This is a genomic window from Paracnuella aquatica (assembly GCF_003332885.2).
GTDB lineage: Bacteria > Bacteroidota > Bacteroidia > Chitinophagales > Chitinophagaceae > Flavisolibacter > Flavisolibacter aquaticus.
On sequence record NZ_QOWJ01000024.1, the window covers coordinates 1 to 16,344 of the forward strand.

15 protein-coding genes are annotated in these 16,344 nt (G+C 46.2%); 10 read left to right on the plus strand and 5 right to left on the minus strand.

Going from position 1 to position 16,344, the window contains the following annotated elements; genetic code table 11:
• Positions 1-232 precede the first annotated feature (232 nt).
• From DRJ53_RS20425 to yiaA, 6 genes are all read left to right on the plus strand, one after another.
• The gene (locus DRJ53_RS20425; RefSeq protein ID WP_114237534.1) at positions 233-778 is read left to right on the plus strand and encodes a hypothetical protein; all 546 of its coding nucleotides are present in this window, start codon (positions 233-235) and stop codon (positions 776-778) included.
• Between the two features lie 290 nt (positions 779-1,068).
• Entirely contained in the window at positions 1,069-2,346 is a 1,278-nt protein-coding gene (locus DRJ53_RS20430) for a DUF1080 domain-containing protein (protein WP_114237535.1), read from the plus strand.
• Between the two features lie 450 nt (positions 2,347-2,796).
• Positions 2,797-3,285 carry a hypothetical protein gene (locus DRJ53_RS20435; RefSeq protein ID WP_123893744.1) on the plus strand — a complete coding sequence of 163 codons (489 nt, stop codon included), beginning with the start codon at positions 2,797-2,799 and terminating at the stop codon, positions 3,283-3,285.
• A gap of 57 nt (positions 3,286-3,342) precedes the next feature.
• A complete protein-coding gene (locus tag DRJ53_RS20440) occupies positions 3,343-4,095 on the plus strand; it encodes an oxygen-binding di-iron domain-containing protein (RefSeq protein ID WP_114237537.1) in 753 nt (250 codons plus the stop codon).
• A gap of 147 nt (positions 4,096-4,242) precedes the next feature.
• Entirely contained in the window at positions 4,243-4,806 is a 564-nt protein-coding gene (locus DRJ53_RS20445; protein WP_114237538.1) for a Crp/Fnr family transcriptional regulator, read from the plus strand.
• A gap of 81 nt (positions 4,807-4,887) precedes the next feature.
• Positions 4,888-5,355 (plus strand): inner membrane protein YiaA, encoded by a 468-nt coding sequence (gene yiaA, locus DRJ53_RS20450; RefSeq protein WP_114237539.1) that lies wholly within the window; start codon positions 4,888-4,890, stop codon positions 5,353-5,355.
• A gap of 70 nt (positions 5,356-5,425) precedes the next feature.
• Here yiaA and DRJ53_RS20455 read toward each other — a convergent pair whose 3' ends face one another.
• The gene (locus tag DRJ53_RS20455) at positions 5,426-6,520 is read right to left on the minus strand and encodes an acyltransferase family protein (RefSeq protein WP_114237540.1); all 1,095 of its coding nucleotides are present in this window, start codon (positions 6,518-6,520) and stop codon (positions 5,426-5,428) included.
• A 181-nt stretch (positions 6,521-6,701) separates the two neighbouring features.
• On the opposite strand from DRJ53_RS20455, the gene DRJ53_RS20460 reads away from it, so the two are divergent.
• Entirely contained in the window at positions 6,702-7,112 is a 411-nt protein-coding gene (locus tag DRJ53_RS20460) for a DUF1801 domain-containing protein (protein ID WP_114237541.1), read from the plus strand.
• 4 nt (positions 7,113-7,116) lie between these two features.
• Here the strand turns inward: DRJ53_RS20460 and DRJ53_RS20465 are convergent, their stop codons facing one another.
• From DRJ53_RS20465 to DRJ53_RS20480, 4 genes are read right to left on the minus strand one after another with little or no spacing between them, the layout of a single operon-like run.
• On the minus strand, positions 7,117-8,097 hold the full coding sequence (locus tag DRJ53_RS20465) for an FAD:protein FMN transferase (RefSeq protein ID WP_175580773.1): 981 nt from the start codon (positions 8,095-8,097) through the stop codon (positions 7,117-7,119).
• Between the two features lie 9 nt (positions 8,098-8,106).
• Positions 8,107-10,296, minus strand: coding sequence for a PepSY domain-containing protein (locus DRJ53_RS20470; RefSeq protein ID WP_114237542.1), 2,190 nt, complete (start codon positions 10,294-10,296; stop codon positions 8,107-8,109).
• Between the two features lie 12 nt (positions 10,297-10,308).
• Positions 10,309-10,779, minus strand: a complete 471-nt coding sequence (locus DRJ53_RS20475; protein WP_206609853.1) for a DUF2271 domain-containing protein — start codon at positions 10,777-10,779, stop codon at positions 10,309-10,311.
• 16 nt (positions 10,780-10,795) lie between these two features.
• Positions 10,796-12,298, minus strand: a complete 1,503-nt coding sequence (locus tag DRJ53_RS20480) for an ankyrin repeat domain-containing protein (RefSeq protein ID WP_114237544.1) — start codon at positions 12,296-12,298, stop codon at positions 10,796-10,798.
• A 722-nt stretch (positions 12,299-13,020) separates the two neighbouring features.
• On the opposite strand from DRJ53_RS20480, the gene DRJ53_RS20490 reads away from it, so the two are divergent.
• From DRJ53_RS20490 to DRJ53_RS20505, 3 genes are all read left to right on the plus strand, one after another.
• Entirely contained in the window at positions 13,021-14,229 is a 1,209-nt protein-coding gene (locus DRJ53_RS20490) for a tyrosine-type recombinase/integrase (protein WP_206609854.1), read from the plus strand.
• An 874-nt stretch (positions 14,230-15,103) separates the two neighbouring features.
• A complete protein-coding gene (locus DRJ53_RS20500) occupies positions 15,104-15,460 on the plus strand; it encodes a hypothetical protein (protein WP_114237547.1) in 357 nt (118 codons plus the stop codon).
• A 157-nt stretch (positions 15,461-15,617) separates the two neighbouring features.
• Positions 15,618-16,088 carry a hypothetical protein gene (locus DRJ53_RS20505; RefSeq protein ID WP_114237548.1) on the plus strand — a complete coding sequence of 157 codons (471 nt, stop codon included), beginning with the start codon at positions 15,618-15,620 and terminating at the stop codon, positions 16,086-16,088.
• The last annotated feature ends 256 nt before the right edge of the window (positions 16,089-16,344 follow it).

Sequence of the window (16,344 nt, forward strand, 5' to 3'; positions counted from 1 at the left end):
TGGAGGGCTTTTGAGGTCTTGTTTCCATGATCATTGTTTTTGAGGTGAGTGAATGGAAACCCTCTCTTAATTTACTACTATTCTAGTCCACTTTTCGCTGAAGATTTACAAGTTCATCTACCTTACCAGAAAGGAGTAACGCACCTCCAGCATTCCTTAAATACTTTTTCCCTTGGCACTGGGCTCAACGTCCAATCATTCATACACATTTTAAACCATCAAGTATTCAGTTATGAAACAATTTCTTCCCATCTTAATTCTATTCGTATTTGTTTCCTGTCAAGCATCAACTCAAAAAACGGAATCTCAAAAAGCAGACATTTCGCATGCACCTGAAGATGAGGCAATAACAAAAGCCGTAGCCGATACTTATAAGATTATCTCTTTTAAAGAGGGAGCGCAAGTAAATTACGAGCATATAAAAAACTACTTCGTGCCGCAAGCACAACTGCTTAATTTCAGAAATGATACACTGGAAACCATGACCATCGATCAATTTGTAACGGTGTATAAAAACCTGGTCGAAACCAATGGCATCACTTCCTTTCATGAAGAAGAAATCAAAGGAACTACCGATCAATTTGGCAGGGTTGCACAAAGAATGAGTAGTTATAAAACATACATCAATAACATGGATTCAGCTGCCGAAAGAGGTGTTAACAGCTTTCAGTTGATCAAAACACCACAGGGTTGGAAAGTGTCAAGTATCATATGGGACGTGGAATCTGACAAATTAAAAATGCCCGATTATTATCTCAATAGTGATCCCGCAAAATAAATTGATCAATGTGATAGCGGGACGCTAACAACGGCATTGTCAATAGCATGGTGGGATGCCTGACCAATCGGCAACATATCGCCTTTAGCTTCGGCTCAGTAGAATTGAATGCACTTGCGCATCAGATTTTTTTTCAATCCTTGAACAAATCATAGCCCTTGGTCAGCGTCGTCCGAGATGCGAAAAACTTTAACCCGCCATTGAAGGTTAGAACTAAATTCATCTTACGGCATGCTTTGTTTTTTTACCAAACTTAGAAGTTTAAAATATTTTAGTGGAAATATTGGTCAATGAAAAGATTGCCCCAACTGTGGAGCATTTGCATCCTTGCTATTCTGGCTTTTAAACCTTACGATCACAAAAACCACTCCCCCTCTTCCTTCGAAGATGGATGGGTGGAACTAATCAATGGAAAAGATTTTACCGGGTGGAAAGCCAGCGAAAATGCTGCTACATGGTCTGTAACGGACGGTTCCTTTCAGGCCGTAGGCAAACGTTCGCATCTATTTTATGAAGGCGAACACCTGGAGGATGGTTTCAAAAATTTTGAACTGGAAGTGGTGGTGAAAACTTCTAAGTTGGCAAATACAGGAATATATTTTCACACCGAATACCAGGAAACAGGATGGCCCACTAAGGGGATGGAAATACAAGTAAACAATACGCATATTGGCGAAGGCGATTATATCGAACTCAAAAAAACCGCAAGCCTTTATGGTGTACGGAACCTGTACAAAGCTTTTGGCAAAGACGGTGAATGGATGACGCTTAAGGCCCGTGTAGAAAATAGCCGGGTGCAAGTTTGGCTGAACGGCATGAAAACTGTTGACTACCGGCAGCCGGAAAAAACTTTTGCAGCAGTAAAGCGATTGAGCAAAGGAACTTTCAGTCTGCAGGGGCATGATACGCTCAGCAAAATGCAATACAAAAGTTTCCGGGTTCGTCGCCTGCCGGATAATGCCCATTCAAATCTCACTGCTACTGCATGGGGCGCATGGCACGACAGCCTCGTAGTGTTGCAGGGTCGCCAGATTCCTTTTATCGACTTAAACCCAAAGACGGCTTTATCAGCAAAGGAACTTGCCGACTATTTTTATGCCACGGGCATCAACGTGGCGCTGGTTAAAACTGCCGCCGCTGCTGGAGAACTTATAGCAGCAAAAAACCGCCCCCTATTTACCGGCATAAAAGTGAATGCCGCTAACCAGGCAACAGCACCGTCAGCTGGCGCTGATTATATTGTTGGCGAAAGCATTGATCTAACATCAGCACAGACATTGCTTGGCGGAAACAAAATAAATATCTGGGCGCACAAAGGAAAAGCGCTCAACAGCGAAATGGCAAAAGGGCTGCTAGACATGGCCAAGCGAAATAATATTGCTATCGAGATCAACAATTTAGCCAGCAGTCCGTCGATAGAAATTATCAAGATGGCAAAAGCCAAAGGCTGTAAGTTTACCTTTGCGGGCCTGGTGCCAGCCTCCGCCATGCAACAATCAACCTATGTAATGGCGGCTATAAAAGAAGCGAACCTGACTTATAAAAACTTTTACATTCCTGGATGGTAGCGCTTTTTTTAGGTGTTTACTCACAAAAATTATTGTAATGATGCTTGTTAGAAATACCCATGGATCGGGCAGGTCAACACAAACTTACATTTACATCAGGCTGTTTAAAAAACCTACCGGCTTATGCTGTTTACGCGGCTAAATGGCCACTCACTCATTGCCGACTTCATGCAATTTCTCTATTAGTGCTAAAGAGCGGTTGTTTAACCATCTACCTGTAGCAAATCAGGTAATATTGATCGATCTCGGAAAATAACTGATGACACCTATTTTTTTTGGTTCTGCGAATATGTTTCAAGTGCTCATTACCCCAAGTATTCACGGAAAGCTGTAGACTGCCGGCGGACCAAAAACAACGTTCCATTCTTTATGTTATACTGGATGATTACTTTGATCTGTTGCATGCTCCTCGCTTTCGGTTTGTTGCTTTATGGAATTAAAAAGCGAAAGATGGCTGCAATCTATGGGGCAATTGCTGCTGTAGTATTATTTATTGCTCTTGCCGGCATCGCCGCTTTTAGGTTCGCGTCAAGCTCGTATGAAAAAATTGCCTCCACCAAGATTATTCAAAAACGAAATGGCCGGGAAATCTATACCGCCATTTTTGGGTGGAAACCTGAGGGTTGTACAAATGTGCTGAATCTTAGAGATCAAATGGTGCCCTTCATTGACTGTTGCATCTGGTTGGAGGTTCAGTCCTGCCCAATGGAAATAAAACGGATCTTGGCTAAAGGCGCCTACGAACTAACCAAATCAGACCGGTCAGAGCTTTCACTGCAGGTACCGGACCTTTCTGAAAAGCCGCAGTGGTGGGATCCTAACGATCTGGGTGATACCATTCTTGTTTTTACCTATCATCATCCCGACAGTGATAGGGTTCAAAGGCTGTTTTCAAATTCAGACTCGACGCGATTCTATTTCTGCGATTTAGTATATTGATTCCCTGGGAAACGTAACGGAACAAAGCCTTTTGCAAACACCCATAAACTGCAGCTTATGTTTAAGATCAACGAAATCGCACCGGATGTTTATCGCATTTGCATATTCATACCGGAAATGGACCTGCAATTCAATCATTTTTTGATCAAGGATGATGAGCCGATGTTGTACCATGCGGGGCTCCGGCAACTGTTCCCTGTGTTATACGATGCGGTGAAAACGTTGATTGATCCGCGGCTGCTGCGCTGGATTGGGTTCAGTCATTTTGAGGTAGACGAATGCGGCGCCCTTAATGAATGGCTGCAAGTGGCGCCACATGCACAAACCGTTTGCAGCGAAGTGGGTGCCCTGGTCAACATGGCTGATTTTGCCTTGCGGCCAGCACATGCTATGAAAAGCGGGTCAATACTGGAAACCGGACGGCGCCGTTTTCGTTTTATACATACGCCACACCTGCCGCATGGCTGGGATGCCGGCGTACTGTTTGAAGAAACCGATAAAACATTGTTATGCTCCGACCTGCTGCATCAAAATGGCGACACCGCAGCGCTTACCGATAAGGACATACTGGAAGCGCACAGGTTGTCGATGCGGGTGTACGAAGCAGGCCCGTTGATGGATTATACACCTTACCATCATAAAACGAAAAAGATGTTATATGAGCTGGCCGATCTGCAGCCCAAAACCCTTGCCACGATGCATGGTGCATCTTACTTCGGCAATGGCAGCCAGATGTTGAAAGACCTGAATGAAGTAATGAAAGATTTGTGGGGGGAACAATTTTCCGCCGCAGAAACATTGAATATTTAAAGTAAATCTGCACTTAACTAGAACCGCCTCTTCATGCATTTCTCCATCATGGCGAAAGCGTTTAAACACAATAAACCAGCAAGGCAACAACGGATTTAAGTCCATTCGATTTTTGCATAGGTTATTTACCACCACTTACCGCTATAAATGGAACAATTGCTCAAACACATCGGTGCTTACCAGGCGCTGAGCGACGATGCACGGGATGCGCTGCAATCCTGCCTGCACGAAGTGGTTCGCGCCAAACAGCAATACCTGGTTACCGAGGGAAAGGTTTGCCGGCACCTATACTTTTTACAACAGGGTGCGCTGCGCGGTTACTATAATGTTGACAGCAAATCCATCACGCACTGGTTTGCATTCGAAAACGATTTTGTCACATCTTTTCACAGTTTCATTACGCAGCAGCCTGCGGTAGAAAATATCCAACTGCTGGAAGGCAGCGTGTTGTGGGCCATTTCAAAAGAGCAGCTTACGGGCCTGATGAAACAATACCACCCAATAGAAAGCCTGGTACGCACCATTTATGAAAAATATTATATACGGCTGGAGGAACGCTTTGTGAATGCCCAATTTAAAACGGCAACCGAACGCTACCAGGACCTGTTGCAACAAAACCCGCACATTATTGAACGGGTACCGCTAGGTTATATAGCTTCGTATTTGGGCATCAGCCAGGAAACGCTCAGCCGCATCCGCAAACCTATTTAACAGACCCACAGCCAGTTTTTGACATTCGTCAAAAACACTGCTCCACTCCTGCAATATGTTTGTTGCAACAAAACAAATTGTATGGAACAAAAGCAACTCAACCAACCTTCTGCTGCATTTATCGGTGCATCCTGGGCGGCCCTCATCATTGGTATCAGCGCCTTCAACATCGGGCTTTGGAATGCCGACATGGGACTAAACGAGAAAGGCTATTATTTTACCGTATTGATGTTTGGGCTATTCTCCGCTATATCAGTGCAAAAAGCAGTGCGGGATCAAATGGAAAGCATACCGGTAACCAACATATATTATGGGCTTTCCTGGTTTAGCACGCTGTTGTGCATTGTGTTGCTCACCGTAGGCTTATGGAATGCAGCCCTGGACAGAAGCGAAAAAGGCTTTTATGCAATGTCCTTTCTACTGAGTCTTTTTGCCGCTATTGCGGTGCAAAAAAATACCCGTGACATGCGCCTGTCGCAGCGCAATGAAGATGCGAGTCATGGAAGCAGTCAACCTAATCTTGGAAACAAAAGAACACAAGAATCTTAGCGTTACCGCTTCATTCGAGTGATAGATTCTTCATCACTCAATCAATCTCAATGAAATGCCGTGCATCAGCCTACGGCATTTTGTTTTGCATCATTTTCCGGGCTAAATATTTTCTTACAGGCACATCATACAACTTCATGGTGAGGTAGGCAAATGCCAGCATGAACAGCGTACCCGCCACAATGATCAAGCCAACCTGGCCCATGCCCGGCTTGAACTTGGTGAAAAAATTTCCGAACATCCAGATGGCTGCATAGTGCGTCATGTATAGTGGGTAGGAAATATTCCCGGAAAAACGACACAGCTTTTCCAATCCTGCTGTAAGGTTGGAACCTGCGCCCAGCGCTACAATCAGCGGAAAATACAACAGCACAACCACCAGCTCGGTTATCCAGTTCCACTTCGACCAGGGCATCAGGAATGCGAGCATCAGCAATACCGACAAGCCCAGGAAACCAAGTTTGTTTTTAATGACCCAATTGCAGCGGTAGATGAGCATGCCTGCCAAAAAAGAATAAGCCACACGGGCTCCGCCATCCCAGAAATTATCCTTCGACCATCCGCCCAATAAGTTCCCGGCGCGAAAGCTGACATAGCCAAGTGCAAGGGCAGCGATCACCAATAAAACCGTCAATGAGCGGCGACCCAACTTATATAGCACCCATGCATAAACGACATTCGCTACATATTCCCAAAAAAGCGACCAGGATGGCGCATTCAGGCCAAACAGGTTGAAAGCACGGTCTGCCATGATTGGCGCTGGAATAAGCAAAGCAGATGCCACAAACAGAAGTGCCGTTCTGCCTGCGCTGTTGTCGGCAGCTGGCGTACCAAACGGATCGAACAAAAACGCAAGCAACCCCAACACCGAACCAAGTACTACCAAAGGGTGCAGCCTGATGAGCCGCAATTTGATAAACTGCAACGTACCGATCTGTTCAATACGGTTATCATAAGCGTAAGCAATAACAAAACCTGATAAACAAAAAAAGAAATCAACGGCCAGAAAACCGTGGGCAATAAAGTTTTTGCTGAAATCGGAAAACACCCATTCCATAAAATGGAAGACGACCACCGCCAACGCGGCCACGCCGCGCAGTCCATCCAAAATTTCGAAATGTTTTTTGCCCGTTTGCGTATGCTGGCCCAGCGTTGCAGTATTCATAAAGTGTAGATGGGGTGAACAACCAAGCGGCTACAACACGAATAAAAAATGTAGCAGCAGATGGGCTAAATTTAGCGCACAAACAGAATTTAAACCGGATTAGTTTGCACAAACGATTGCGCATGCAGTGATATATTGCCACGCATTTTAATGAATCAATCTAAACAATTAGGCAGGAACAATGAACGCTCAAAACATTTTGCTGAACAGGGACACAACGCATTTTTTAGATGCAGCAGCCCACCCGCTGCGTCAGGAAATAGAGCACCTAAGAAAGCTGGTGCTGGATGCTGCAGCTGGCCTTACTGAAAGTGTAAAATGGAATGCGCCCAATTACAGCATCGGTTCGCTGGACTGCATTACGATGAAAATCTTCCCGCCGAAAAATATACAACTGGTGTTTCATCGCGGCGCAGTGAAAAAGATGCAGCCGGCGGAAAGACTGATACAGGATGACAGTGGCTTGCTGGATTGGAAGGCCAACGACCGCGCTGTTGCGACATTCAATAATAGTGCTGCTATCAGTAAAAATGAGGAGGCACTAAAAAACATTATTACACAGTGGGTAGCCGCCTGTATAGCAAACCAGTAAGCATTTACAAATACTCCAACTTGAGCCCTTTGCTTACAATGCGTTTGCCTTTATCGGTAATGATCAGGTACTGATACTGCGGAAAACGCTTGAGCAACTTGCGGCCAGCGGCCTTTCCCAACACCATTACAGACGTACTCAACGCATTGCACATTTCGGTGCCGGGCCCGGTTACCGTTACACTGGTTAAGCCGGATGCCGGATAACCGGTTCGTGGGTCAATAATGTGCGCATAACGCTTATTATTGATCAGGGCATATTTCTCGTAATTACCCGACGTGGCTATGCCACCCTGCAGTGGTATTGCAGCAAGCAGTGCTCCCCTATTGAATGGATCGGTAACGCCGATATTCCAGGGCTGCCCATCGGGTTGTGTGCCCCATGCCTGTATATCGCCGGTGGCATTGATGATACCAGCAGTAATGCCTTTTGCCTCCATCATTGCCCGGCATTTATCCACAGCATAACCTTCACCCAATGCACCAAAGCCAATCCTCATGCCCTTCTTCGTTAAAAAGATAGTGCTGCTGTCCCTGTTGATCTCGATGTTTTTATAACCCACATGCACAACCGCTTTTTTTACCGAGTCGCGGTGGGGCATGGCGGTCATGCTGCCATCAAAACGCCAGATCTTTTCCATAGCGGCAAAGCTGATGTCAAAAGCACCATCTGTTTGCTTTGAAATGGCAATGGCCCGTTCGGTAAGTTCGAGCAATTCACGGTCCACTTTTACCGGTGCAATGCCCGCCTGCCGGTTTACCAGCGATACTTGCGAAGCCGGAATCCAGTCGGAGATCAGGTGCTCGATCCGGCTGATTTCTGCAATCACGGTGTCGATGTTTTTTTCTGCAGTTACCGAATCTGTAGCGACGATGGTAATATCAAAACGGCCGCCCATGAGCAACGCATCCCTGGTGCGCACCACTTGGCTAATAGCCGGAAAAGCGAGCAACAGCAAGAATGCAAATGACCAAAGCCTTTTCATTATCATTAGTTAATAGCAATCCGTCAGGATCTTACCTTTTTCCATAAATTGGGCAACCGCACCTGGACCAATACCAGCGCAGATTTCGGCCAGTGCAACCATCACATCATCCTGCATGGACAGCGACCCGCAGATCATGATGACACCGCCCTGTTGCAGGCATTGCAGCACTACATTGGTTTCCTTCAAAATGCGGTGGCTTACATATTCCCGCTCCGCTTCACGCGATAAGGATAGATGCACTCCTTGCAGTTTACCAAGCGCCATTTGCTCGTTCAAAAATGGCTCGTACAGCGCAAAAGACGAACCATTGCGAAAGCCACAAAAAAGGTCAATGGGCAGCTTTTTTTTGTTCTCGCAGATCATGCCCAGGAACGGTGCAATCCCGGTGCCGTTCGATATCATCACAATCCGTTGCGCATCTTTAGGAAAACGGAAATGCTGGTTCTTTACCAATTTTGCTTTCAGCGAATCACCTGGTTGTAATGCATTAAGAAAATTAGAACCAAGACCATGATCGTGCAGCTTGATGCTCAGTTGTAGCTCATTGCCAATTTTACCAATGGAGTACAGCCGTTCGCGGTGATCTTTTTTTGGATAAATAGCCAACAGATCGCCGGAAACAGCTTCGCGGAAGCTGCGGGAACGAAGGCGCATGATGAACGCCGCTTCACTATCGGGCTCGGTGCGGCTGGCAACCGAAAGCTTGTGCAACCCTTCAATGTTAGTCGCCAGCAATTCGCGGGGCATCGTCATGGCAAAGCCTGTGGTGCGGGTCCATTCAGTGAGCCAGTTGCTGAAATCCTGCGGCGATTTATCATTGACCGTAAATACCGGCGTGATGGCGGCGGCCCAAGATTCTTTTTGCAACAACGCTTCCATATCAAACGCAGTTTTGCAAAAATGATCGTAGCTCCTCGAACCAAAGCCTACAATAGAATATTGAATGGCTTGCGCCTGCGGAAACCGTTGAATCCTTTCGGCAAACTTTTTTGCGTTGGAAGGTGCATCGCCACGGCCATAGGTGCTGGTCATGATCACCAAATGCGTTGCGTTGGGATACGCAGTATAGTTGTTGACATCGGTAACAAAAGCCCGCTTGCCATGCTTGATCAGTTGCTTGTACACAGCATCGGCAAACTTAAACGTGCCGCCGTTTTCCGAACCAACAAGTATCACTATTTGGGCGTCGGCAGCTTTGTATTTATTTGCCGTACGGCCACGCCTTCTTTTTAAAGTAATGGCAAAACCGGAGTAGATAAAAAACAAGATGTATGCACTGGCCAATCCTAAAATAATAGACCAGATGGTGCCCGACCGGCCGGTGTGCCAACGCAGGCTAAATTGCGCTAATTGATAGGTTTTTGAATATTGCTCTTCGGCCAGCACATCGCCGGTAAACTGGTTGATGCAGACTTCCCGATCGTGTAGTTGTACATTGTAATAATCTTCCGGGAAATCGGAAAAAGGGTATTGCACTTTTTGCACGTTAGCCAAGGGCGTTTGCTGAAACAAAGGAAACTCCGAGAGGGTCCGCGCTGGCTCCTCTTTGATGGCGTCTTCGTTTATCTTAAGGCTTGCTTTTGCCGGAGGCGGCACAAAACGATACACCGCCAAATAAGTGCCCGTAACGGCTATGGCCAAGATGAAGAACAGGGAAAGCCGCCCGAAAACCACATGGTAATATTGGGCGAAACCGGTTTTTTCAACCCTTGCAAAAAAATACCGCCAGCCCTGTTGGCGCTGCACTACCAGCAACACGCCGGACACTGCAATCAGGATCAACAAAAAAGAAGCAACGCCCACCAGTATGCGTCCTGTTTCTTTTAAAAACAAGGAACGGTGCAGGTTGGTCATCCATTGAAAAATGGGCCGCTTTTCGGCAGGCACACCCAGTATTTCGCCGCTTACGGGATGCACATATGCCTGTTGGTCGCCGCCTTCTTCAGTGGCGTATTTAATGATGACAAAATCGTTGTCATCAACAACCAGTTCCTGAATGCCGGGATGTTTTTCTTTGAGCAGCGGCACGGTCTGCGCCAGCGTAACCGTATCAAAACCATCAACCTTGTAGCCCTGTGCTTTTTCTATAACCGGCTCGGCGGCCAGAAAGATGCCGGTAACGGATGCTACTATGAGTAATAAAAAAGAAGATATAGCCAGTGCCAAGTGACTATATCTCCAAACAGAAATGATCATTATTTAATAAGATTAACTGCCGCTGAAACGCACATACCTGATGTAGCCGGTGCCGTCGGTTTTGGCGGCCAGCGCTTCGGTAGTGAGCGGAATCTCCACATCTTTTACATGGTAAGGTTTGTCTTCAACAGCACTTTCAAAACGCAGCTTGTAACCCGCGTTGATTTTGGCCTTATCTATTTCCAGCGTTACCACCGAGCGGTCGCCGCCGGCTACCGAAGCTCCGGTGATGGCGCTGATATTGGTCGGTTTCTTTTTGTACGCCTTATGCCATTCCTTCCAATCGGGGTACCATTTTTTATCGGGCCCCAGCACATAAAGCGTCTTTTCATATGTATCGCCTTTCACCAGCGACACCACAATGTAAGCGCCTTCGCCCAGGTAGCTGTTCATCTGGATCATGCACTTATATTTTGCGGTGCCCTGCGCCGATGCAGCAATAGAACCTACCAGTAAAAAAGCCGCAACCAACATTCGTCTCATAGTACGCATCCTGTCTTTATTTTAAGAAGTCCACTGAAATCTTTGCACCGGTCAAAAACTCGTTCTCACGGGCAAGGTCAAACGCAGTTTCGTCGAACTCTGTTTTGGCATCTTTAGCAGCGCCTTGCTCCAGCAGGTAACGCAGCACCGCATCGTTTTTAGAGATCATTGCTGCTTTGTGCAATGCAGTAATGCCTTCCTTATTCCGGGCATTAACATCGGCACCAAACGGCGCGATCTTTTTCAGCAGGTCGAGGTTGTTTTTAGCTACCGCTAAATGATACAATGTATTGCCATCTTTTTGAGGCGCATTCAACTTAAATCCCTTATCCTGCAGCAGCTTTAGTTTGCTATCAAAGCGGGCAGCCTGCTGCGGCGTATAAGCGTCCACCAGGTAGTAAGCCAGGTTATTCCCTTTGGCATCAACTGCATTTATGTTGGCACCTTTATCCAGTAAATACTGCACTACTTCTGCACTGTTGTTGCGCACCGCCATTGCCAAAGCCGTTGCGCCGGCTTTGTTAGCAGCGTTAATATCTTTTACTGTTGGTTGCAGCAACTCGATGGTAGCCAGTTCGGCATTGCCGGCCGCAGCACTGATGAATACGGTGTTGCCGTCTTCATCGGCCTGGTTTACGTTGGTGCCTTTGCCCAGGAAATATTTAACCAGCTCGGCCTGGCCCGGGCGGCGTACCAGGTAGTGCAAAGCGTTGCTGCCGGTTTTATTTACAACCGAAGGTTTGATCCCAAGGCTTTCGAGGTATTGGTACACCTCCATTTTGGCCGGCCCTTGGCGGGAGCCCATTGCGGCCATCACCATCGCGTTGTCGGTTGGCTTGATGCCTTTGGCCAGCAATTTTTTCATTACGGAAATATTACCGGCACGGGCGGCATAGTTGAATGCTGTATTGCCCGCTGCATCTTTGCTGTTGAGGGCAATGCCTTTGCTTTCAAAATAACCGGCCAGCGCCAGTTCGGGATCGTTGCCCACCGAAAGCAGCAACGCATTGGCGCCATCGTGGTTCATATCTTTTTTCAGGTCCACGCCATTTGCAATCAGCAGGTCGTACACCGCTGTATTCTTTTGCCCAGCACCGGCCGCAAAGGTCAGTGGCGATGCGCCATGACTGTCCTGCACATTGGTTTTGGCGCCTTTCGAAAGCAGGTATTTCATCACATCGGTGTTGCCTTTGTTAGCTGCCCAAAAAATATAGGTACGGCTATCGTGGGTGATGCGGTTAACATCATTGCCGTTTTGCTCGATCATGTAGAGGATTGTTTCGGTAGGCGCACCGGCGTTGATGGCCAGCACCACGGGGTCGAATGAACCAGCGTTCATTTCCGAAGTGCTGTGTCCTTTAGCGACCTCCGCTTTTACCGCGGCAACATCAGGAGCCGCTTGCCAAAATGACTGATTGAGCAATGTGTTTTGATGGGCCGGCGCAGCTGATCCGCCACCGGGCTGCGCTACCGCACACAAAGAAGAAAGGGCAAAGAGACCAATAATCGCAAATCTCATGGTTACTGCTTTATCGTTTGTTCGAATCGTTGTATTTAAAAGACTACTCTTTTACACGAGTAGCCTGCTGATGCCCGCGTTTTTTGCGGCCGTAAAATTACAAATGAAGCCGCTAGCCTTGCAGCGTCATTTAATAAAAAACTGCTATTTTTTGAGATGCATTTCGTTTATTAAACGCCGGTCACACTCCCATCGCGAAACACTTGTTTCACTACTGCCCTGCTGCATCGCATCCTTTTTCAGGATGCAAAGGTCTGCAGTTGCATTTACTATATAGGGAAACATTGCTTCGCAAAACGGAAAATTTGCCTTTTGGAGAGGCGGAAATCGAGGTCGCATGATGATTTCTGTTGATCAATTCTTTTGTCTGGCAAAACCGGCAATGTGCTTGAATCCTCCGCAGCGCGGCAATTGGTATGTTAAATAAGTGGCATCGACTGTCTATCCTTTTCCGCTTTATGCGATGCTCATATTTGTATTTTATCGCATTGAAGTTTCCGTTTTAAAAAATTAAGCCGGGTTAACAATTAAACTAAGTGCTGCGCACAATACTAAACGGCTTAGCATTTATGAACATATTAAGTTATATTCATAGAGTGAAAAAGAGGGTGCCATTGAAGCAAAGAACAAATTCATTTTAGATTAAAACTCATTTTCTTGTACTGGTTGAAAAAGTGCGGCACCAAGCGGAAATCCCAGGTTTTTATGTAAAAAATTTACCTATGCCAGTTGTTACACTTGCACCGTTGTACCACAGAGCCCAGGAATGCATCGCTTTATTCTTTAGCGATTTTTCGCTGCAGGCAAATGTAAAGCAGATCAAAGGCATCCGCTGGACCCGCACCCACCGCTGTTGGTACCTGCCCTTGTCGCGGCTTGGTTACGAGGCCATTAAAGAAACCTTGGGCACTGATATAACATTGAACACCGCACCGCTAAAATGGTACCTGGAACAACGCAAAGCTGTGCAACCGATTGCCTCTGCGAAACCGGTAGCCAATAGCGAAATCGCACCGCAACTTTCCAGGCAACGGGCCCGCATCATTATGGAACACCCGCTGAGCGCAGAAAACTTGGAAGCCTTTACCCGCTTCCAGGGCATGATCCGGCTGAAGGGTTACAGCCACAACACGATGCGCAACTATTGCAACGAACTGCATTTGCTGCTCCGACTGTTGGGCCGCGTGGCTATTGCAACGCTTACTAAAAACCATGCGCAATCGTACCTGCTCTGGCTGATCAAGGTGAAAGGCTATAGCGAAACGCATGTGCATACGGCAGTGAATGCACTGAAATTTTATTTTGAACAAGTGGAAGGCCGGGCCCGTGAGTTTTACGACCTGCCTCGTCCGAAAAAGCCTGCCAAGCTGCCGCAGATACTTGCCGAAGAAGAAGTAGTGAGCCTGATTCAAAAGACCGCCAACTTAAAACACCGGGCATTATTAATGACCTCCTACTCCGCCGGCTTGCGGGTAAGCGAATTGGTAAACCTGAAAATCACTGATATTGATTCGAAGCGCATGATGATCCACATTCGTTGCGGCAAGGGTAAAAAAGACCGGATGGTAGCGCTATCGAAGTTGCTGCTGCACACCCTCCGCGAATATTTTATTGCATTCAGGCCGAAAGACTACCTTTTTGAAGGGGAACAAGGTGGGGTCTACAGCACCCGCAGCGCACAAAAAGTGCTGCACATCGCAAAACGAAAAGCGGGTATTCATAAGGTGGGCAGCATTCACTCCTTACGCCACTCCTATGCCACCCACCTGCTGGAGGGCGGAACAGATGTACGCTATATTCAAAGTTTTTTGGGCCACAGTAGCCTCAAAACAACGATGCGCTACACCCAAGTCAGCCGGGTCCGGGTAGAATCGATCGGTAGCCCGCTGGATAAACTGCCTTGGCATCCGACCGGTGCGCAAATAAAGTAGCCAGAACCATCGGTGGTGCGTTTTTGGGGTAGCTGGCATTGATGGTTGGATTGGGAAGGGCGGTTTGAGTTACTCGAGTTGGGCGCAGGTAAGGTGTTGGTGGGGAACGATTTCAAGGCTAATAGATGGGTTTGCGGGGAAATGTGGTAAGTTCGTATAATAGATGTTACCGGCAATCAGAATGGCCAAACCAAAACTTCAATTGAGACAAAAAATATTATTGGCTCTTACATTTTTGGTAGCAGCCATCTTGCTGACTGCATTCTTGTTTGGTTTTCTTTCCGATCATGCGATTGATGTCGGAATCTTTTTGTTCAGTCTGGGAATTCCCTTGTTGTTACTTACGTTCGAAACTTTGCTTGATCTAAACAAATGGCATGTTTTCCGAGTTTGGTTGACAATCGGAGTTAGTTTGGCAATACTCAGCATCGCAGGACAATCAGACGACATTCGCAAGTTCTCTCTGACCTCTTCCGCTTCTTCACTAAAAACACTTCTCATTTTTCTATTGGTGTATTGGCTACTCAATAAGCTGCTTTTGGCCACCACTGGGAAATACATAATCAATACTTTTAAACAAACAAAGTGGTATAATCATGACGCGGACAGAAGAATTTATTGGTACGACGTTCTAATTAACATACTCCTGTTCATAACCATATTAGCTTCCAGTCTACTGGGATTTTGATCACGGCTACTCCGGAGAGCTGAATGCCGGTAACATAGGCTTCTCGCAATGCGGGCTGAAGAACATGGGCTGGACTTTTGTTCGATTGTGGTGGGTTCTTATCTTTATCCAAACGACAGGGCAGCGGAGCCCCGCACTGCGTAAAGCCCCGTTCCGTTGTAGGCAATCTAAAGTGACACTCCCTAAATGAAAAAGTTACGAATACCTCTTATTATTGTAGCCATCATTTTTTCAGCATTTATGCTGAGAGGGAAAATTCCTCATGAAAAGTTCAATTCAGAGGTGTGGAAGACTGCTAATCTTAACCGTGAAGAAAACATGACCTTACGTTGGGACATGATGAATGATTTGAGAAATAGGTATAAGCTGGTTGGCATGACTAAAAAACAAATAATTGATTTGTTGGGCAATGGTGGAGACCTTGCCAGCTCTGAGTTTAGATACTACTTAGGTTATTCCAAAACTGGTATTAATACAGGCAGTTTGATAATCACCTTCAACGACAAAGACATTGTGACTGACATCAGGGTTTGGCAAGGATAGAGACTGCCTACAACATCAAATTTCTAAAACCAAGGCTGATGAACAAATGCCTAACGCAATATCTTTATTCAACTAAGGAGCAAAAGTGAAGCTGAAGAACCACGGAATACCTTGGCTTCAGAAATTTGTTCACCGTTATACGCCACTTGTGACATTCATGAAATTTGGAGTTATCATATTTGTCTTTTCCCTTTTCAGTTGTGTTTCTAAAGAGGCCAATAAAAAAGAACTACAAAAAGATGTCTCTAAAACTACTGAACGTCCCAAATTCCATCCCACTTATACAGACGAGTTGGAAGACACAGTTCGGACAATAGATTTAAGCTATGTGGCTTGGGCTTGTCAATGCGCAAATTGGGTTAAGGCAAGTGAACATGAACAATATCAAGAAAGCGGAGGACTTGCAGAAAGGTCAATGTTCGTTGAGCCAGCCGACAGCACCTTAACCTTGGCTGATACTATCGGTTATACTGGCGATGTTATTCGCTTTACGGGACAGTTTTATAAAGACAAAGGTTATCCCAAGAATTACCCTATAACGGAAATGGACCCTGATAAAGCAAAAGTATTTCGCTACACGAAATATAAAATCCTAAGCAGTGGCTATGTGAACTTCAGAGAAAATTGATGAAGTGATCTAATGAAGGCGTATAACACAAGCTTTGCAAAATAGCGGCTGAAAAACTACATTTAAACTATAAAACAACTATCGGCGGTGGGAAGTATATGAAGCAGCAGGTTTCCAAATACCGCTACTTCACAAAGCTTCGTTCCGTTATGGGCAACAAGACCAAGTGCTTCTATGGAGACTTACACGAGAAATATTAAAACCAAACTAACACTGCTTAGAGTCTCCTTTGTCTTGGCATTAGCCGCCTGTATTT